At 61.3% G+C, this 19,097-nt stretch carries 18 protein-coding genes; 12 read left to right on the forward strand and 6 right to left on the reverse strand.

The features are described from left to right. Positions 1-95: 95 nt before the first annotated feature. Complete coding sequence (locus tag NTD89_RS00585) at positions 96-536, reverse strand: GlcG/HbpS family heme-binding protein (protein ID WP_106576758.1); 441 nt, start codon at positions 534-536, stop codon at positions 96-98. Between the two features lie 255 nt (positions 537-791). Here NTD89_RS00585 and gcl point away from each other — a divergent pair, with 255 nt between their 5' ends. From gcl to NTD89_RS00625, 8 genes are all read left to right on the forward strand, one after another. Beyond that, positions 792-2,567: a glyoxylate carboligase gene (gene gcl, locus NTD89_RS00590; RefSeq protein ID WP_262206080.1), complete on the forward strand. Its 1,776-nt coding sequence runs from the start codon at positions 792-794 to the stop codon at positions 2,565-2,567. Positions 2,568-2,577: 10 nt separating this feature from the next. Continuing rightward, positions 2,578-3,360 (forward strand): hydroxypyruvate isomerase, encoded by a 783-nt coding sequence (gene hyi / locus NTD89_RS00595; RefSeq protein ID WP_242193717.1) that lies wholly within the window; start codon positions 2,578-2,580, stop codon positions 3,358-3,360. A 174-nt stretch (positions 3,361-3,534) separates the two neighbouring features. Continuing rightward, complete coding sequence (locus NTD89_RS00600; protein WP_145165023.1) at positions 3,535-4,425, forward strand: 2-hydroxy-3-oxopropionate reductase; 891 nt, start codon at positions 3,535-3,537, stop codon at positions 4,423-4,425. Between the two features lie 177 nt (positions 4,426-4,602). Continuing rightward, positions 4,603-5,883 carry a glycerate kinase gene (locus NTD89_RS00605; RefSeq protein ID WP_262206083.1) on the forward strand — a complete coding sequence of 427 codons (1,281 nt, stop codon included), beginning with the start codon at positions 4,603-4,605 and terminating at the stop codon, positions 5,881-5,883. Continuing rightward, positions 5,873-7,288: a pyruvate kinase gene (pyk, locus tag NTD89_RS00610; RefSeq protein WP_262206085.1), complete on the forward strand. Its 1,416-nt coding sequence runs from the start codon at positions 5,873-5,875 to the stop codon at positions 7,286-7,288. Before NTD89_RS00605 ends, pyk begins: the two co-directional genes overlap by 11 nt. Before the next feature lie 123 nt (positions 7,289-7,411). Further along, positions 7,412-8,284 (forward strand): urea transporter, encoded by an 873-nt coding sequence (locus NTD89_RS00615; protein ID WP_262206086.1) that lies wholly within the window; start codon positions 7,412-7,414, stop codon positions 8,282-8,284. A 31-nt stretch (positions 8,285-8,315) separates the two neighbouring features. Then, positions 8,316-9,140 (forward strand): ion transporter, encoded by an 825-nt coding sequence (locus tag NTD89_RS00620; protein ID WP_262206087.1) that lies wholly within the window; start codon positions 8,316-8,318, stop codon positions 9,138-9,140. 105 nt (positions 9,141-9,245) lie between these two features. Further along, positions 9,246-10,250, forward strand: a complete 1,005-nt coding sequence (locus NTD89_RS00625; RefSeq protein WP_262206088.1) for a sulfate ABC transporter substrate-binding protein — start codon at positions 9,246-9,248, stop codon at positions 10,248-10,250. Between the two features lie 136 nt (positions 10,251-10,386). Here the strand turns inward: NTD89_RS00625 and NTD89_RS00630 are convergent, their stop codons facing one another. After that, positions 10,387-11,001 carry a DUF5666 domain-containing protein gene (locus tag NTD89_RS00630; RefSeq protein ID WP_262206089.1) on the reverse strand — a complete coding sequence of 205 codons (615 nt, stop codon included), beginning with the start codon at positions 10,999-11,001 and terminating at the stop codon, positions 10,387-10,389. 178 nt (positions 11,002-11,179) lie between these two features. Here NTD89_RS00630 and NTD89_RS00635 point away from each other — a divergent pair, with 178 nt between their 5' ends. Next, complete coding sequence (locus NTD89_RS00635; protein WP_145165034.1) at positions 11,180-12,376, forward strand: MFS transporter; 1,197 nt, start codon at positions 11,180-11,182, stop codon at positions 12,374-12,376. Positions 12,377-12,382: 6 nt separating this feature from the next. On the opposite strand, the gene NTD89_RS00640 is transcribed toward NTD89_RS00635, so the two are convergent. Continuing rightward, the gene (locus NTD89_RS00640) at positions 12,383-12,787 is read right to left on the reverse strand and encodes a type II toxin-antitoxin system HicB family antitoxin (RefSeq protein WP_262206090.1); all 405 of its coding nucleotides are present in this window, start codon (positions 12,785-12,787) and stop codon (positions 12,383-12,385) included. A gap of 11 nt (positions 12,788-12,798) precedes the next feature. Then, positions 12,799-12,987 carry a type II toxin-antitoxin system HicA family toxin gene (locus tag NTD89_RS00645; protein WP_065901605.1) on the reverse strand — a complete coding sequence of 63 codons (189 nt, stop codon included), beginning with the start codon at positions 12,985-12,987 and terminating at the stop codon, positions 12,799-12,801. Positions 12,988-13,211: 224 nt separating this feature from the next. Between NTD89_RS00645 and NTD89_RS00650 the strand changes: the two genes are divergently transcribed. Continuing rightward, complete coding sequence (locus NTD89_RS00650) at positions 13,212-13,868, forward strand: peroxiredoxin-like family protein (protein ID WP_262206091.1); 657 nt, start codon at positions 13,212-13,214, stop codon at positions 13,866-13,868. Positions 13,869-13,882: 14 nt separating this feature from the next. Continuing rightward, positions 13,883-14,797, forward strand: a complete 915-nt coding sequence (locus tag NTD89_RS00655; RefSeq protein WP_262206092.1) for a LysR family transcriptional regulator — start codon at positions 13,883-13,885, stop codon at positions 14,795-14,797. Here NTD89_RS00655 and NTD89_RS00660 read toward each other — a convergent pair. Together NTD89_RS00660 and NTD89_RS00665 are read right to left on the reverse strand one after the other, a co-directional pair. After that, the gene (locus NTD89_RS00660) at positions 14,754-16,793 is read right to left on the reverse strand and encodes a M10 family metallopeptidase C-terminal domain-containing protein (RefSeq protein WP_262206093.1); all 2,040 of its coding nucleotides are present in this window, start codon (positions 16,791-16,793) and stop codon (positions 14,754-14,756) included. The genes NTD89_RS00655 and NTD89_RS00660 overlap by 44 nt on opposite strands. A 324-nt stretch (positions 16,794-17,117) precedes the next feature. Continuing rightward, the gene (locus NTD89_RS00665) at positions 17,118-18,236 is read right to left on the reverse strand and encodes a cytochrome P450 (protein WP_262206094.1); all 1,119 of its coding nucleotides are present in this window, start codon (positions 18,234-18,236) and stop codon (positions 17,118-17,120) included. 75 nt (positions 18,237-18,311) lie between these two features. Between NTD89_RS00665 and NTD89_RS00670 the strand changes: the two genes are divergently transcribed. After that, positions 18,312-19,007: an ArsR/SmtB family transcription factor gene (locus NTD89_RS00670; RefSeq protein WP_262206095.1), complete on the forward strand. Its 696-nt coding sequence runs from the start codon at positions 18,312-18,314 to the stop codon at positions 19,005-19,007. Positions 19,008-19,097 lie beyond the last annotated feature (90 nt).

The following is a 19,097-nucleotide window of genomic DNA, read 5'->3' on the forward strand; positions in this document are numbered from 1 at the left end:
CTGGGGGGCCACGCCCCAACACAGAGTTGACCGGTCAACACATAAAAGGGGGGGGGGGGGGTGCCCCGCGATGGCAATCTATCTGCCACCTCAAATCAAGCAGACACCCCCGCATCCGCCAACAACCCCACGCCCTCAATCGCCGTAATCGCGCACTGCTCATCAATATCCGACGTATCCCCACTGATCCCGATCGCCCCCAGCACCGCCCCTGCCTGATCCCGAATCAACACGCCGCCCGGCGCCGGCACCACGCTGCCCTGCCCGAGGCTGTTCAACGCCGCGATAAATGCCGGACGTTGTTGCGCATCCAACGCCAGCAAACGCGAGCCCTTGCCCAGTGCAATCGCGCCCCAGGCCTTGCCGATGGCGATTTGCGGGCGCAGCAGGCTGGCGCCGTCTTCGCGTTGCAGGGTGACCAGGTGGCCGCCGCTGTCGAGCACCGCAATGGTCAGCGGCGCGGCGCAAATGGTGCGGCCTGCGGTGAGGGCCTGGCTGGCCAGTTGGGTGGCGAGTTTCAAGGTTAAAGCGCTCATAGGTGCCGTCCTTCTTTTGTTATTGGGAAAGGGTTGAAATCTGTTCATGAGAAGCTCGATCAAACAAATAGAACACAATGAAATTATTTTTTGTATACAATATTTGCGCACAAAGGCTCCATACGTCGAAAAAAGCGATCCAGACCCGCGTAAAGGCCAGTTTATAAAATGCATTGACCTGCCCCGCTCGCCGTGAATACACTTCGATCAGAAACCACTTGTATACAATTACAAAACGCAAGAGGCACCAAAAACATGAGCAAAATGAGAGCAATCGAAGCCGCCGTCCTGGTGATGCGCCGTGAAGGCGTAGACACCGCCTTCGGCATTCCAGGCGCCGCCATCAACCCGCTGTATTCGGCCTTGCAGAAGGTCGGTGGCATCGATCACGTCCTTGCTCGCCACGTTGAAGGCGCCTCGCACATGGCCGAGGGCTACACCCGCACCAAGGCCGGCAATATCGGCGTGTGCATCGGTACCTCGGGCCCGGCGGGCACTGACATGGTCACCGGCCTGTACAGCGCCTCGGCCGACTCGATCCCGATTCTGTGCATCACCGGCCAAGCCCCGCGTGCACGCATGCACAAAGAGGACTTCCAGGCCGTCGACATCACCAGCATCGTCAAGCCGGTGACCAAGTGGGCGACCACCGTCCTGGAATCCGGCCAAGTGCCTTACGCGTTCCAGAAAGCCTTCTATGAAATGCGCTCCGGCCGCCCAGGCCCGGTGCTGATCGACCTGCCATTCGACGTGCAGATGGCCGAGATCGAATTCGACATCGACGCCTACCAGCCGCTGCCCCTGGCCAAACCATTGGCCACGCGCATCCAGGTCGAAAAAGCCTTGGCGCTGCTGGACCAGGCCGAGCGCCCCTTGCTGGTCAGCGGTGGCGGCGTGATCAACGCCGACGCCAGCGAATTGCTGGTGGAGTTCGCCGAATTGACCGGTATTCCGGTGATCCCAACCTTGATGGGCTGGGGCACGATCCCGGACGATCACCCACAGATGGTGGGCATGGTCGGCCTGCAAACCTCGCACCGTTATGGCAACGCGACAATGCTCAAATCGGACGTGGTGCTGGGCATCGGCAACCGCTGGGCCAACCGCCACACCGGTTCGGTGGAGGTGTACACCGAGGGGCGCAAATTCATCCACGTCGACATCGAGCCGACGCAGATTGGCCGCGTGTTCACCCCGGACCTGGGCATCGTTTCCGATGCCGGCTCCGCCCTGACGATGTTCATTGAAGTGGCCCGCGAGTGGAAAGCCGCCGGCAAACTCAAGGACCGCAGCGCCTGGCTGCACGACTGCCAGGAGCGCAAGGCCACCCTGCACCGCAAGACCCACTTCGACAACGTGCCGGTCAAGCCGCAACGCGTGTACGAAGAGATGAACCAGGTGTTCGGCAAAGACACCTGCTACGTCAGCACCATTGGCCTGTCGCAGATTGCCGGCGCGCAGTTCCTGCACGTCTACAAGCCTCGTCACTGGATCAACTGCGGCCAGGCCGGTCCCTTGGGCTGGACCATTCCGGCCGCGCTGGGTGTGGTCAAGGCTGACCCGAGCCGCAAAGTGGTAGCACTGTCGGGCGACTATGACTTCCAGTTCATGATCGAAGAACTGGCCGTGGGCGCGCAGTTCAAGCTGCCGTACATCCACGTGGTGGTGAACAACTCCTACCTCGGGTTGATTCGCCAGGCCCAGCGCGGGTTTGAAATGGACTACTGCGTGCAGCTGTCCTTCGACAACCTCAACGCCCCGGAACTCAATGGTTATGGCGTCGATCACGTGGCCGTCGCCGAAGGCCTGGGGTGCAAGGCGCTGCGTGTGTTCGAACCGGGCCAGATCGCCCCGGCGCTGCGCAAGGCCAAGGAAATGATCGAAGAATTCAAGGTTCCGGTGATTGTTGAGATTATTCTGGAGCGCGTGACCAATATTTCCATGGGCACCGAGATCAACGCCGTCAACGAATTCGAAGATCTGGCCCTGGTCGGCAACGATGCACCGACTGCCATTTCCCTGCTCGATTAAGGAGAACCCTATGCCGCGTTTTGCCGCCAACCTGTCCATGCTGTTTACCGAGCAGGACTTTCTCGCCCGTTTCAAAGCGGCTGCCGATGCCGGCTTCCAGGGGGTCGAGTACCTGTTCCCGTACGAGTTCAGCTCCGCCGAGATCAAGGCGCAACTGGACGCCAACGGCCTGACCCAAGTGCTGTTCAACTTGCCGGCCGGGGACTGGGCCAAGGGCGAGCGTGGCGTGGCGTGCCACCCGGACCGGGTCGAGGAATTCCGCGCCGGGGTCAAGCTGGCCATCGCCTACGCCCAGGTGCTGGGCAATACCCAGATCAACTGCCTGGCCGGCATCCGGCCGCAAGGCGTTGACGACCAAACCGTGGAAAAAACCTTTGTCGCCAACCTCAAGTACGCCGCCGACAAGCTGCAAGCCGCGGGCATCAAGCTGGTCATGGAGATGATCAACACCCGTGACATCCCGGGCTTCTACCTCAACAACACGGCGCAGGCCCTGTCGATTCGCGAGCAGGTGGGCAGCGCCAACCTGTTCCTGCAATACGACATCTATCACATGCAAATCATGGAAGGTGACCTGGCCCGGACCATGGCCGCGCACCTGGGTGAGATCAACCACATCCAGCTGGCGGACAACCCGGGGCGCAACGAGCCGGGAACCGGGGAGATCAACTATCGCTTCCTGTTCGAGCATTTGGACCGCATTGGTTATGCGGGTTGGGTTGGCTGTGAGTACAAGCCGTTGACCACCACTGAAGCGGGATTGGGTTGGCTCAAAACCCACAACGCCATCTAACAGACACACCACAGAACAAGGTGGGAGCTGGCTTGCCTGCGATGGCGGTGCATCAGCCAACTATTTATCAACTGACAGGCCGCTATCGCCGGCAAGCCAGCTCCCACAGTAGATCTTCGGTGTTTGGCAGGCCCGAGACAGGCCTGCCCATCTAATAAAAAGAGGATTTTGATCATGGCTAAAATCGGATTTATCGGCACCGGCATCATGGGCGAACCCATGGCTGCGAACCTGCAGAAAGCAGGTCACCAACTGTTCCTCTCCGAACACCACGGCAAGGCCCCGCAGGCCCTGATCGACGCCGGCGCCGTGGCCCTGGCCAACCCCCAGCAAGTGGCGCAAGAAGCCGAGTTCATCATCGTCATGGTGCCCGACACCCCGCAGGTCGATGACGTGCTGTTCCGCAAGGATGGCGTCGCGGCCGGCCTGTCGCCGAACAAGGTAGTGATCGACATGAGTTCGATCTCCCCCACCGCCACCAAGGCGTTCGCGGCGAAGATCAACGAAACCGGCGCGCAGTACCTCGACGCGCCGGTGTCGGGTGGCGAAGTTGGCGCCAAGGCCGGCACCTTGAGCATCATGGTCGGTGGCGAGCCGCAGACCTTCGAACGCGCTTTGCCACTGTTCCAGAGCATGGGCAAGAACATCACCCTGGTCGGCGGCAACGGCGATGGCCAGACCGCCAAGGTCGCCAACCAGATCATCGTCGCGCTGAATATTCAGGCGGTGGCCGAAGCGCTGCTGTTCGCCTCGAAAAACGGCGCCGACCCGGCCAAGGTGCGGGAAGCGCTGATGGGCGGCTTTGCTTCCTCGAAGATTCTCGAAGTGCATGGCGAGCGCATGATCAAGGGCACCTTCGATCCGGGTTTCCGCATCAACCTGCACCAGAAGGACTTGAACCTGGCACTGGCCGGTGCCAAGGAGCTGGGCATCAACCTGCCGAACACCGCCGGTACGCAGCAGGTGTTCAGTACCTGCACGGCGATTGGCGGCGGCAATTGGGACCACTCGGCGCTGATCAAGGGCCTGGAGCATATGGCGAATTTTTCGATTCGCGATAAGTAAGTCAATTTGAAATGCAGACCAGTGTGGGAGCTGGCTTGCCTGCGATAGCGGTGTGTCAGGCAACAGATCTGTCACTGAAGGAACGCTATCGCAGGCAAGCCAGCTCCCACAGTTGAGCGCTTTGCAATCCAACATCGCTGCATCCCTAACAACAAGAATCCCCCCGGGAGCCCGCTTATGTCGGTCGATCCGCAACACCTGCTTCGCGAGCTGTTTGCCACAGCCATCGACGCCGCCCACCCCCGGCAAGTGCTTGAACCTTATCTGCCCGCCGACCGCAGCGGCCGTGTGATCGTGATCGGCGCCGGCAAAGCCGCGGCGGCCATGGCACTCGTGGTCGAGGAGTGCTGGCAAGGCGACGTCTCGGGCCTGGTGGTCACCCGCTACGGCCACGGCGCGCCGTGCAAAAAAATCGAAGTGGTCGAAGCCGCACACCCGGTACCCGATGCCGCCGGCCTGGCGGTGGCCAAGCGCGTGCTGACACTGATCGGCAACCTCACCGAAGACGACCGCGTGATCTTCCTGCTCTCCGGTGGCGGTTCTGCCTTGCTGGCCCTGCCCGCCGACGGCATCACCCTGGCCGACAAGCAGGCCATCAACAAGGCCCTGCTCAAATCCGGCGCGACCATTGGCGAGATGAATTGCGTGCGCAAACACCTCTCGGCGATCAAGGGCGGGCGCCTGGCCAAGGCCGCTTGGCCGGCGACGGTCTACACCTACGCGATCTCCGACGTGCCGGGCGATCAGGCCACCGTCATCGCGTCCGGCCCCACCGTCGGCGACCCAAGCACCTCGCAGCAAGCCCTGGCGATCCTCAAGCGTTACAGCATCGACGCGCCCGCTTCGGTGCGCAGCTGGTTGCAAGACCCAGCGTCGGAAACCGTCAAACCCGGCGACCCGGTGCTCGCACGCAGCCACTTCCAACTGATCGCCCGCCCGCAGCAGTCGCTGGAAGCCGTGGCGGTGAAAGTGCGCCAGGCCGGTTTCAGCCCGTTGATCCTCGGCGACCTCGAGGGCGAAGCGCGGGACGTGGCCAAGGTACACGCCGGCATTGCCCGGCAGATCGTGCAGCACGGCCAGCCGCTGGCGGCACCGTGCGTGATCCTCTCCGGCGGTGAAACCACCGTCACCGTGCGCGGCGATGGCCGCGGTGGGCGCAATGCCGAGTTCCTGCTCAGCCTCACCGACAGCCTCAAGGGCCTGCCCGGCGTCTACGCCCTGGCCGGCGACACCGACGGCATCGACGGTTCGGAAGACAACGCCGGCGCGATCATGACCCCTACCAGCTACGCCCGCGCCGAAGCCCTGGGCCTGTCGGCCAGCGATGAGCTGGATAACAACAATGGCTACGGCTATTTCGCCGCCCTCGACGGTTTGATCATCACCGAGCCGACCCGCACCAACGTCAATGACTTCCGCGCCATCCTGATTTTTGAGACTGCCAAACATGACGCCTGACAAGAAGGTCAAAATCCTCGCCACCCTCGGCCCGGCCACCGACGGCATCGATGACATCCGCGAGCTGGTGGAGGCCGGGGTGAATATCTTTCGCCTCAACTTCAGCCATGGCGACCACGCCGATCATGCCCAACGCTACCAGTGGATCCGCCAGGTGGAGCGCCAGCTCAATTACCCGCTGGGCATCCTGATGGACCTGCAAGGGCCGAAGCTGCGCGTCGGCACGTTTGCCGAGGGCAAGGTGCAACTGGTGCGCGGCCAGGCGTTGCGCCTGGACCTGGACCCAACGCCGGGCGATCAGTGCCGGGTCAACCTGCCCCACCCGGAAATCATCGCGGCGCTGGAGCCGGGCATGGACCTGCTGCTCGATGACGGCAAGTTGCGCCTGCGCGTGATCACCAAGCATGCCGATGCCATCGACACCACCGTACTCAATGGCGGCGAACTGTCGGACCGCAAAGGCGTGAATGTGCCACAAGCCTTGCTGGAACTCAGCCCACTGACCGCCAAGGACCGCCGCGACCTGAGCTTTGGTCTGGAGCTGGGCGTGGACTGGGTGGCGCTGTCATTCGTGCAGCGCCCGGAAGACATCCGCGAGGCCCGCGAGTTGATCGGCGACAAGGCGTTTTTGATGGCCAAGATCGAAAAGCCGTCCGCCGTCCAACGCTTGCAGGAAATCGCTGAGCTGAGTGACGCAATCATGGTGGCCAGAGGCGACCTGGGCGTGGAAGTGCCCGCCGAGAGCGTGCCGCAAATCCAGAAAGACATCATCAGCACCTGCCGCCAGCTGGGCAAACCGGTGGTGGTGGCCACGCAGATGCTCGAATCCATGCGCTTTTCGCCGGCGCCGACCCGCGCCGAAGTGACGGATGTGGCCAACGCGGTGGCCGAAGGCGCAGACGCGGTGATGCTGTCGGCGGAAACCGCTTCGGGTGAATACCCGCTGGAAGCCGTGCAGATGATGAGCAAGATCATCCGCCAGGTGGAAAACGGCCCGGACTACCAGACGCAGCTGGACGTCAGCCGGCCCAAGGCGGACGCCACGGTGTCGGATGCGATCAGCTGCGCGATCCGGCGTATCAGCAGCATTCTGCCGGTGGCGGTGCTGGTCAACTACAGCGAGTCCGGCAGCTCCAGCCTGCGCGCGGCGCGTGAGCGGCCGGTGGCGCCGATCCTCAACCTTACGCCGAACCTCTCTACGGCGCGGCGCTTGAGCGTGGCGTGGGGCGTGCATTCGGTGGTCAACGATCGACTGCGCCAGGTGGATGAGGTGTGTTCCACCGCGCTGGAGATTGCTCAGGCGCAAGGCATGGCGCAGCGCGGGGATACCTTGGTGATTACGGCGGGGGTGCCGTTCGGGCAGCCGGGGTCGACCAACTCGTTGCGCATCGAGACGTTGATTTAGCGTTTGTAAGTGCCTCATCGCGGGCAAGCCCGGCTCCCACATTTGATTGTTGTGAACCCGATCAAGTGTGGGAGCTGGCTTGCCTGCGATTGGGGACGACTCGGTCTCACTGACTAAACCACCATGCACAACCCAACCTGCCCCGACTGGGCCGAAGCCCTGCTCAATGGCTTCAGCCAGATCTTCCTGCAACGCCAGCCACTGTGTGGCTTGCTGTGCCTGCTGGCCATCCTGATCGGCGCCCCGGCCTTATTCGGCGGCGCATTATTGGGTGGCGTCGCCGGTTTGCTCACGGCCCAGCGCCGGGGTTATCCCAAGGCCGAACGCCAAGCGGGCCTTTACAGCTACAACGGCGTGCTGCTGGGCTTGCTGATCAGCCAGCACTTTGCCTGGTCGGCGTTGTTGCCGCCGCTGATCCTGGCGTGCGGCGGCCTGAGTGCGATGCTCACGCGGCAATGGTTGAAACACGCCCCTGCGCCAGGTGACTTGCCCGCCTACACCGTGCCCTTTGTCGGCCTCGGCTGGTTGCTGATCGGCGCAGTGCCTGACAGCACATTCACGCTGACCGAACCCGGCACCCTGGACGTGCTCACCGCGCCCTTCACCGGGCTCGCACAAATCATGTTGCTGGACCAGCCGTTGGCGGGCGCTCTGATTGCGCTTGGCCTGTTGCTGACCAACCGCCGCGCCGCGCTGTGGGCACTCACGGGCGCCGCTACCGGCGTGTTGATCGCCCTGTGGCTGGACGAACCCGCCAGCGCCCTCCTCGGCCTGCACAGCTATAACCCGGCGCTGGCCGCGCTGGCGTTAAGCCAGTCACGCCGCCGACCCTGGCAGCCGCTGCTCGGCATCCTTCTGGCGGTCATCCTCACGCCCGGTTTCGCCGCCCTGCACCTGCCCGCATTGACGGCGCCGTTTATCCTCGCCTGCTGGCTGGTACACGCCAGCCAGCGGATGTTCAAAGCCCGCGTGGACAGCCCGTTCGAATCCCCCTAGGCTTGCCCGATATTCGATTCGGGCGGGATTTATGCGTAGCAACAACGACTGGCGTCAGCGCCTCTATGTAATGGTGTTCCAAAGCGACACCGTGGCCGGCCGGCGCTTCGACAGCACCCTGTTGCTGATCATCCTCGCCAGCCTTGTGATCGTGATCCTCGACAGTATCCAGACCGTCCACGACAACTACGCCGACGTGCTGGCCTACATCGAGTGGGGCTTTACCGTCATCTTCGCCATCGAATACAGCCTGCGGCTGTATTGCTCGCCCAAGCCGTTGCGTTATGCGTTCAGTTTTTATGGGCTGGTGGATTTACTCGCCATCGTGCCCGGCATCCTCGCGCTGTATTACAGCGACGCGCAGTACCTGCTGATCATCCGCATCATCCGGATGCTGCGGATTTTCCGCGTGCTCAAGCTCAGCCCGTACCTCAAGCAAGCCAACTACTTGATGGCGGCGCTGCGTGGCAGCAAGCAGAAGATCGTGGTGTTTCTGGTCAGCGTGTGCACCCTGGTGACCGTATTCGGCACGCTGATGTACGTGATCGAAGGCCCGGAACACGGGTTTACCAGTATTCCCAAAGGCATCTACTGGGCGATCGTGACGCTGACCACCGTGGGCTTTGGCGACATCGTGCCGAAGACCCCGCTGGGCCAGGTCATTTCGTCGCTGGTGATGATCACCGGTTATTCGATCATCGCCGTGCCCACCGGGATTTTTACCGCCGAGTTGGCCAGTGCCATGCGCGGTGAACAACTGCAGCACGATTGCCCGGTGTGCAAGAAAGACAACCACGAGCCCAACGCAGCGTTTTGCTCGCGCTGTGGCAGCAACCTGTTTCGTAAAGTGGAATAAGCAAAGTTCGTTTTAATCTTTAAACGTCTATACGGGCGCGGCTATAGTCGGTGGCAAAATGCCCCCACTCAATCGACAACCTTCTCGAACAACAAGGAATGAGCAGTGAAAAAACTCGTTAGCGCCTCCTTACTGGCCGCCGGCCTAGCCCTGGCGGGCGCCGTCCAGGCTGCCCCCGTCACACTGCTCAACGTCTCCTATGACGTGATGCGCGACTTCTACAAGGACTATAACGCCGCCTTCCAAAAGCACTGGGAAGCCGAGCACCCGAACGACAAGCTGACCTTGCAGATGTCCTTCGGCGGCTCCAGCAAACAGGCGCGCTCGGTGATCGACGGCCTGCCGGCTGACGTGATCACCATGAACATGGCCACCGACATCAATGCCCTGGCGGACAACGGCAAGCTGGTGCCGGACAACTGGGTCACCCGTCTGCCGAACAACAGCGCGCCGTTCACCTCCGCCACCGTGTTTATCGTGCGCAAGGGCAACCCCAAGGCCCTCAAAGACTGGCCAGACCTGCTCAAAGATGGCGTGCAAGTGATCGTGCCCAACCCGAAAACCTCGGGCAACGGCCGCTACACCTACCTGTCGGCCTGGGGTTATGTGCTCAAGAACGGCGGCGATGAAGACAAGGCGAAGAAGTTCGTTGGCGAACTGTTCAAACACGCGCCAGTGCTGGACACCGGCGGCCGTGCAGCCACCACCACGTTCATGACCAACCAGATCGGCGATGTGCTGGTGACCTTTGAAAACGAAGCGGAAATGATCGCGCGTGAATTTGGCCGTGATCAGTTCGAAGTGATCTACCCAAGCGTCTCTGCCGAGGCGGAACCACCGGTGTCGGTGGTCGACAAAGTCGTCGAGAAGAAAGGCACCCGCGTGGCGGCCGAAGATTACTTGAAGTACCTGTGGTCGCCTGAAGGTCAGGAAATCGCAGCCAACAACTACCTGCGTCCCCGCGACCCGACGGTGTTGGCCAAGTACACCGACCGCTTCCCGAAAGTCGACTTCCTGTCGGTGGAGAAGACCTTTGGAGACTGGCGCACCGTACAGAAAACCCACTTCAATGATGGCGGGATTTTTGATCAGATCTACAGCGGTCAGTAAACCGCTTTAACTGAAAAAATGCAGTCAAGTGTGGGAGCTGGCTTGCCTGCGACAGCATCACCTCGCAATGCCTGAGACACCGAGGTGCTTGCATCGCAGGCAAGCCAGCTCCCACATCTGGTTGAGTGTTTGGCCGTTACATCGGCGGTGTCACGCCGTCCTTACCGGCCGAAATCGCCTGAGCGGTAACCGTCCCATCCGCCGCCTGCGATGCAAACATCACCACCTTCACGCCGGGCTTCAACGAACTGCGATCCCCTGGCTCCAGGTTGACGATCGGCACATCATCCGGCACTACAATCTTCTGCTCGCCGCCTTTGTACTTCACGGTCAAGGTGCGCCCGTTGCTGACCACCAGGTCGCCGACGGTGCCGTTGGTCATGCTGCTGCCTTCTTTCAAGTCGAACGCACGGTGCCCATCGCCCGTGCCGGCCATGGCCGGTGGAAACACGTGAACTTCCAGGGCAGTCAGGGTGCCATCGGCATTCGGCATGGCGGCCGACCCGATGTAGCTGCCGGGCTTGATTTCATCAATTTTGGCCAGGGTAACGGCGCGGACCTGGGTGTCTTTGGTCAGGTGCACGGTGACGTCTTCACCGCTGTTGACCTTGACGTGCATTGCGTCGCCATCGATTGCCGTAATTGCGCCGCGCACACCGACCCGCGGAGCGTCGGCGGCATTGGCCAACCCGATGGCCATGGCGGCGGCCAGGGTTGAAGCCAGGATCATCTTGTTCAGCGAAATTTTCATGAAAGTGGATTTCCTGTTTCGGCAGTTGTGACTGAATGTATCATTGCCGTTCGGCTCAACAGTTAACGATTCAGTCATTAATTTGCGGCATGAGTGTTATCACCCATAGCGCCCTACTCCGGCCGTGCGGTTGTCTTTACTCTCGCACGCCATCTTCCTTCGCTTTAACGAGAACACCATGAACGCTACCCCACACGCTTCAAGCACCATGACCCGAGGCATGGTGATGCTGTTTGCGTTCTGTTGCGGCGCCATTGTTGCCAACATCTACTACGCCCAACCGATCATCGAACTGATTGCACCCGACATTGGCCTGACTCCGGCGATGGCCAGCCTGATCGTGTCGCTGACACAAATCGGCTACGCCTTGGGCCTGTTCTTCCTGGTGCCGCTGGGTGACTTGCTGGAAAACCGCAAGCTGATGATCGCCACCACCGTGTTGGCCATCGCCAGCCTACTGGGTGCCGCCTTCACCGAGCAGCCGAATTTGTTCCTGCTTGTGTCGTTGTTGATCGGATTCAGTTCCGTCTCGGTGCAGATCCTGATCCCGCTGGCGGCGCACCTGGCGCCCGCCGAATCCCGTGGCCGCGTGGTTGGCAGCATCATGGGCGGCCTGTTGCTCGGCATTCTGCTGGCACGGCCAGTGTCCAGCGTGGTGGCCGACCACTTCGGCTGGCGCGCGATGTTCATGGCCGCCGCAGCATTGATGGCCTTCATCAGCGTGGTCTTGCTGATGACCATCCCCAAGCGCCAGCCCGACCACAGCGCCAGCTACGGCGAGCTGCTGCGCTCACTCGGTACGCTGCTGCGCAAGCAACCGGTATTGCGCCAGCGGGCGTTCTACCAAGGCTGCATGTTTGCCACCTTCAGCCTGTTCTGGACCGCCGCGCCGCTTGAGCTGGCACGCAATCATGGCCTGAGCCAAAGCGAGATCGCGTTGTTCGCCCTGGTCGGTGCACTGGGCGCGATCGCCGCCCCAATCGCCGGCCGCCTGGCCGACGCCGGCCACACGCACCGCGCTTCACTGCTGGCGATGCTGTTTGCCGCCTTGAGCTTTTTGCCCGCCTTCGTGCACCCGCTGTACAGCGTGATCGGCCTGGCCGTCACCGGTGTGGTGCTGGACTTCTGCGTGCAGATGAACATGGTCCTCGGCCAACGCGCCATCTACGCCCTAGACGCCAACAGCCGCAGCCGCTTGAACGCGCTGTACATGACCAGCATCTTCATCGGCGGCGCCTTCGGCTCGGCGATTGCCAGCAGCGTGTATGAACACGGCGGCTGGCTGGGCGTGATGCTGGTGGGCAGTGCGTTCCCACTGGTGGCGTTATTGCGGTTCCTGAGTGCTTCGCGCACGGTGGCCGTTGCCACAGCCTGATCGCGACTAGGAGCGCACCAACTTCTCCAAGGCCGCATCCGCCAGAAATGACGAGCGGCTTTTGACCTTGTGCTCGCGCACATAGCGGTCGATTCGCTGGATGACATAACCGGGCAAGGTCACATTGACCTTCTCGGTCTTGCCCAGATAGGGCGAGATGTCCAACTCCAACATCCCCCAGCCCATCCCGGCGTAGTCTTCGTTCGCGTGGTAGTTGGCCACCGAGGTGGGCATCGGAATCGGCCCGCCTTCGGCGGCGATCTCTTGCAGCATGATGTGCGCGACTTCCACGGCGGCGTTGTACGCCTCTTCGAAGCTGTCCCCGGCGGTGACCGCGCCTGGAATATCGGGGATCTGAATACCGGTGGCGGTAAAGTCATCGCCCCATTCGATACACATTGGGTATTGCATGAGTGCTCTCCTTAAAACTGAAACAGCCCGGCGCGTTTCCTGATGCTTCTGACGGTGCCCAGGGGCAAGTCTTTCTTGGGGTGCGGCACCGGGATCGTGTACGGGTTATAGCGGTGAGTGAAAATATGATGACTGCCCGTAACCCGATCCAGCACCCAACCCGCCTCTTGCAGCTCCTTGATCAATAACCTGCTTTGCACCTCAGCCTCCTTGGCTTGGCTCGATAAAGTAACCCTAGAGTTATATTTACTCAAGCACAGATTGCTTCAACAGGAGTGACGGCTGTATGTCTAAATATTGGAAATAAACGGTGTTTATTCCAGCAGGGCATAATTCATATGCGCCTTACCCTGCTTCTTCGCCCGCTCTGCTGCGCCCATTATCCCTCCAGCCAACTCGGCTCATCTCCTGAGGGAATATCACCATGACACTTCAAGCCACACTTGATGCCTTCCGTGCTGACTTCAAAGCCGGCAAGCCTCCCTACAACGCGCCAGCGCATATCCATCCGATCATGGAACGCGCCACAGCCGAGCTGATCGCGTCCGGAGCCGCACAGCGTGCGTTGAAGGTGGGTGACAAGGCGCCGTTGTTCAGTCTCAAGGATGCCAACGGTACGTTGGTGTCCTCAGCCGATCTGTTGGCCAACGGCCCCTTGGTGCTGACGTTCTACCGCGGCGTGTGGTGCCCGTATTGCAATATGGAGCTGCAAGCGCTGCAAACCTTTTTGCCGACGTTGAAAGGCCACGGCGCGAGCCTGCTGGCCCTGTCGCCACAGACTGCCGCCAACAGCCGTAAATCCGAACGCATCACCGAGTTGGGTTTCCCGATCCTCAGCGATACCCACAACGACGTTGCCGATGCATTCGGTCTGCGCTTTCAGCTGCCGGACTACCTGATCGAGCTCTACAAGGCCCTGGGCAACAACTTGCCGCTGATCAATGACGACCCAGCCTGGACCCTGCCGATGCCAGCGCGCTACGTGATCGGCCAGGACAGCGTGATTCGTTACGCCGAGGTCAACCCGGATTACACTCAACGCCCAGAACCGTCGGCGATGCTCGACGCCCTCACCCAATAACCCAAGGACACCCGATGGACCGCCTCACCGCCATGGAAACCTTCGTGAACGTGGTCGAAACCGGCTCGTTCTCAGCTGCCGCCAAACGCTTGGGGATAGGCCAGCCCGCTGTCTCCAAAAGCATCGCGCAATTGGAGGCGCGCCTGGCGGTGCGGTTGGTGTTGCGCTCCACGCGCGGCCTGACACCGACCGAGGCGGGCCTGGCGTTTTTCGAAAAGGCCAAGCGCGCCATCGACGAAGCCAACGAGGCCGATGACGCCGCACGCGGTGCAGGCGCCGGGCTGTCGGGCAACTTGCGCATCAGCGCTGCAACCACCTTCGCGCGGTTGCACATCATTCCTCACCTGGGCCCGTTCCTGGCGCAATACCCCGCCTTGAACGTCGAAGTGGTGCTCAACGACCACAGCCTCAACCTGGTGGAAGAAGGCATCGACGTCGCCCTGCGTATGGGCAACTTGAGCGACTCGGGCCTTACCGCACGCAAGATCGGCCAATCCCCGCGGCAAATCCTCGCCACCCCGGCCTACTTCGAACGCTGTGGCGAGCCGGCCACGCCAGCGGATTTGCTGCAACACCAGGCAATCATCTACAGCCTGGGCGGCGGCTCAAACTGGACGTTCAGCCAGGGCGACAGTCACTACCCGGTCGTCGCCCGCGGCCGCATCCGTGTCACCGCCGCAGAGGGCGTGCGCGCCGCGGTGCTGAACCATTTGGGCCTGACCATGGCATCGACCTGGATGTTTGCCCCGGAACTGGCCAGTGGTGAGGTCAAGCCCGTGCTGACCGACTGGCAACTGCCGCCGATTGATTTATGGGCGGTGTTCCCCACCGGCAGGATGGCGAGTGCCAAGACACGCGCGTTTGTGGAGTACGTGCAAACCCTGATCAGCGCCGATGCGCAGTCAGGCCAAGCACATCCTGGGGCTTGATCAAACGCGGGCTCTTAATCAGGAAGTCAGACTGGCGGTCGCCCGATAGGTCGATGCCGACAAAGTAGCGGCCGCTCTGTGGGTGGTATTTGACCACGGTGTCGCCAACGCGCCCCGTGTAGTCTTGCACCAGACGCAAGGGGGTCGCGTACTGTTTGGCCAGTGCCCTCAGATCGATAGTGTCCTCGCCACTGGCGAAATCCATGAGCACATCGGCATCGTGACAGGTCGAGTCATTGGCCTGGTCATATTTGAACGTGTTTCTACCGCCCACGCCCCAGAGCACATCGCCGCCAGCACCGCCAGTGAGGACGTTGTCCACCGCGTTGCCGATGAGCGTGTCCTGCCCGGAGCCGCCAATCGCATTCTCCACGACAACGTCTCTGGCGATGGCGACGTTGTTGCGCAGACCGCCCACACTGGAGGCGGAGTTATGGCGCAAATCGATGGTTTGGTGATGCTCGAAACCGGAAAAATCCAGGGTATCGTTGCCGCCCGCGTCCTGTACTAGGAAGCGCGGCGCGCCGCTGCCGGCATGCAGGCTGCTTGAGCGATCACCGCTGTTGGCGTTGAAGCCATAAACCGTATCGTGTGCCTTGAGGCCAGACAGACGCCCCGACGTGGAGTTGCGTTGGCGTTTGAGGTGCGTCAGCCCACGCACGGCGCCGGCGCCCGTGACAATGTCACTGGCGCGAATCCTCCCTGCACTTTTGAGAAACAAATCGGCTTTGGCCTGGCCCGTCAGGTCAAGGCTCAAGCTGCCAGCGCCACTGCTTTGGTCATGGCTGAGGACGATCTCGCCGGCTCGTCCAGTGAACTGCTCAACCACGTAAAAATGCCTGATGGAGGTATTTTTCAACAGGCCGGAAAGATCGATTTTGTCGGTGCCGCTGGTGAAATCCAGAATCTCGTCTGGCTGACCCAGGGTAGAGTCGCTCGCCCTGTCGTACACAAAGACATCCGCGCCGCCACCGCCGCGCAACCTGTCCGCACCCGCCCCACCGTGAAGCCTGTTGCTCACCTCGTTTCCGTCGATTTGGTCGTCGCCCGAACCGCCAACAGCGTTTTCCAGTGTAACGCCCTTGGCGATGGATACATTGCCCTTCAGGCCGCCCACGCTGGAAAACGACTCAGCGTGCAGGTTGATGGTCTGATCCTGGGAAAACCCGGAAACGTCCAGCGTGTCATTGCCGCCCCCGTCCCAAATGCAAAAGATCGGCGCATCGTTCGCGGACTCAAGGCTCAAGTGATCACGGCCCGTGTTGGAGTTGAACCCGTAGGTCGTATCGGTCGATCGCGTATTGAAATTGGCGCCGTAGAGTTTTTGTATCGCGGCAATGTCATCTTTCATCGGCACGCACGGATGACGCCGGTGGAAGTCATGGCCCGGCTGATTGGTTTCATCCCAATAACTCATCACGCTGCAGGCCTTGGTGTCTTGCTCGTAGGGGGTCTGGGCATAGTTGTGCACTTGCTTGCCATATTCGCCAGGGTGACCAAGGCCCAGGGCGTGACCCAACTCATGAACTGCGGTAAATAAAAAGTAATCGCCGTGCGCGGGGACTTCGCGAGCACCCTGCGTTCCAATGGTGGCGTTCATGTCACCGTAATACTGATTGGGTAACTGTGACACGCCTCCACTGGTACGAGGATCGGCTGCAATGGTTATTGAGCCGTCTGCGCAGGTTGAATTCTCTTTGAATATGATAGTAGTCACGTCTTGCCACATTTGAAGTGCCTGGCGAATGGACACTTTTTGTTGTGCAGAGAACTTTTCGTCAAGGGTAAAAGACAACTCGATTTTACCGTCGCCATCGCGATCGTAATGGCGATAGCCTCGTCGCAGGATCTGGTTGGCAGCCTCATCCGTGCCGAAAGCGGGTTTCTGGGCCGGCGCCGTGGCAACGTGCGCAGGGTGTGTGAAAGCAGGTGCACTGGGTGCAGGTAATTGCGGGTGCTGTGGATGATGATCAACAAATGAAGTGGCAACGCGCATATAACATCCTTTGAAAACGTTAAGCCGACCCGAAACAGGGCCCAAGACGCGGCAACTTACTTAACCGCCAAACTAACCTCCCACATCAAAAAACCGAGCGCCAGCCCTGATAATGTTTCACGCCCAAACATATAACAACTGGATACATAAACTTAACATCCACCCACAAGAACATTCATTTACGCGCACGACACAATCAAAACCCGGTCCGAAAACAGGGAACTTAAAATACTATAAAACATATAAAGTTTAGAATTACCTCACACTTTAAACTCAGCATGGAAACAAAATCCTACACACTTAATAGTCTGGAAGTGGCTCGCATCACTGATATATCCCTGCAGATTCAAACCGCGGGATGCGCCCATTCAGCGACGGCCAGTAACCGCACTGGCGAGCATCGGCCCAGGCGCTCGGCTGGCGCAATAATTCGCGCAGCGCTTGCGATGCGATGTTCAACGCGAGCGCTTGGCCAGGGCATTGGTGCCTGCCAACGCCAAAGCTGAACAAGCGTCGATGGGGTCGCTCAAGCAGAATGCTGTCCGGGTCAGGGTTCGCTTCGGGGTCCCGGTTCGCGGCGGCCAGCAGCACGAGAACGGTATCGCCCGGCTCTAGAAGGCTACTGCCAATCGAGCAGGGCCCGGCCGCAAATCGCCGCGTGTTCTGTACCGGCGAGTCATAGCGGGCCACCTCCTCCACCAGCGCTGGCACCAGGGCCGGTACGCGCAGGATGTGCGCCAGCAGGTCAGGCCGCCGGGCGAGTGTGACCAGCGTATTGCCAATCAGACCGGCACTCGCTTCACACGTCTGGGAGAGCAAGCCGATCAGGTTAGGCGTCAGTGCATCCGGGTCACCCCACTCGCCGCGGAGAAGTTGCTTGAGCAACCCGGTCTGCTCGAGCACCGCACTGAACACCTGCCCCAGTTGCACAGCGCCAGCATCGGCGGCGCGCAAGTGAGCCTGGCTGCTCAGCGGCGAAAGACACGCGACAAAATCCCGGGTCAGCGCGGCGACCCTGTGCAACCGCTCGCCAGGCACACCCAGCAGCGAGCCGACCACAGCGACCGGCAACGTGAACATCCACTCATCGAGGCTCTGCAGGCGCCTGCTGACTTGCCTCACCACATTGGCGATATGCCCTGCGTCCAGCCTGGCCAGTGTAGGTTCGACCACCGCCCTGGGGCACTGGTGGGCCGCGCCCTCGTTCATGCGCATCAACTTGGCGAACACCTGCCCCGCCGCGCCGTCCGCGATCGCCGCAGGCACCGGCTCGTGTGAGGGGCGTACCCGGCAGTCAGGGTGCGTCAGCACGGCCTCGACAGTCCTGGCGCTGCTGGCGATCCACAGTCCCAGTTCAGCATCGAACGACAGCCCATCGTTACGCCGAAGGGCCGCGTAATAGGCGTAAGGGTCGGCATGGGTAGCGGCTTGCAGCGGTGTCATCGGGCACGTCCTGTTTGCAAAAGAAGCGTTACTATCTGCCCTCTCACACGGCAACGATTCGCTCAGGAACGAAATATGCACGCTCAGGACGAGGACACGGCGCTTTCACACGTGGCGGGGGCGATTGCGGAGCCCGCGCGCACGAAAATGCTCTGTTCGCTGATGGATGGCCACGCACGTACCAGCACCGAGATGGCGGCGATTGCCCAGGTCAGCGCCTCGACCGCCAGTGCCCATTTGGCCAGACTCAAGAACGATGGCCTGCTTACGCTGCACACCCAGGGACGTCATCGCTATTACAGCCTGGCTGGGCCGCACGTGGCCCAGGCCATCGAGGGCCTGATGGTGATCAGCCGCAACACCAGCAAGGGTTTCGTCCCGACCACGCCCACGCGTTTGCAGTTTGCGCGCACCTGCTACGACCACATGGCCGGGACCCTGGCGGTGCACCTGCACGACCATTTCATCGCATCCGGCTGGTTGGTCGGCGACGGCGCTTACCAACTCAGCGCGGCGGGTGAACAAGCCATGAACGAGTTGGGCATCGATGTGCCCGCACTGCGCACGCAGCGCCGACGCTTCGCCTGTTCGTGCCTGGACTGGAGCATGCGCCGCCCGCACCTGGCCGGTGCTTTGGGCGCGGCATTGCTGCAAAGTGTTATCCGCCGTGAATGGGTGACCCAGGACCTGGACAGTCGTGCGTTGGGGTTAACGGCCAAAGGACGCAGGGAGCTGGCAAGCCGATTTGGAATGGAGACGTGCAAACAATAAAGATCACAAAGTGGGAGCGGGGGGGGGGGGGGGGGGGGGGGGGGGGGGGGGGGGGGGGGGGGGGGCGGGGCCCCCCCCCCCCCCCCCCCC

It is taken from the genome of Pseudomonas sp. 14P_5.3_Bac1, assembly GCF_025466135.1.
In the GTDB taxonomy this organism is placed as follows: Bacteria; Pseudomonadota; Gammaproteobacteria; order Pseudomonadales; family Pseudomonadaceae; genus Aquipseudomonas.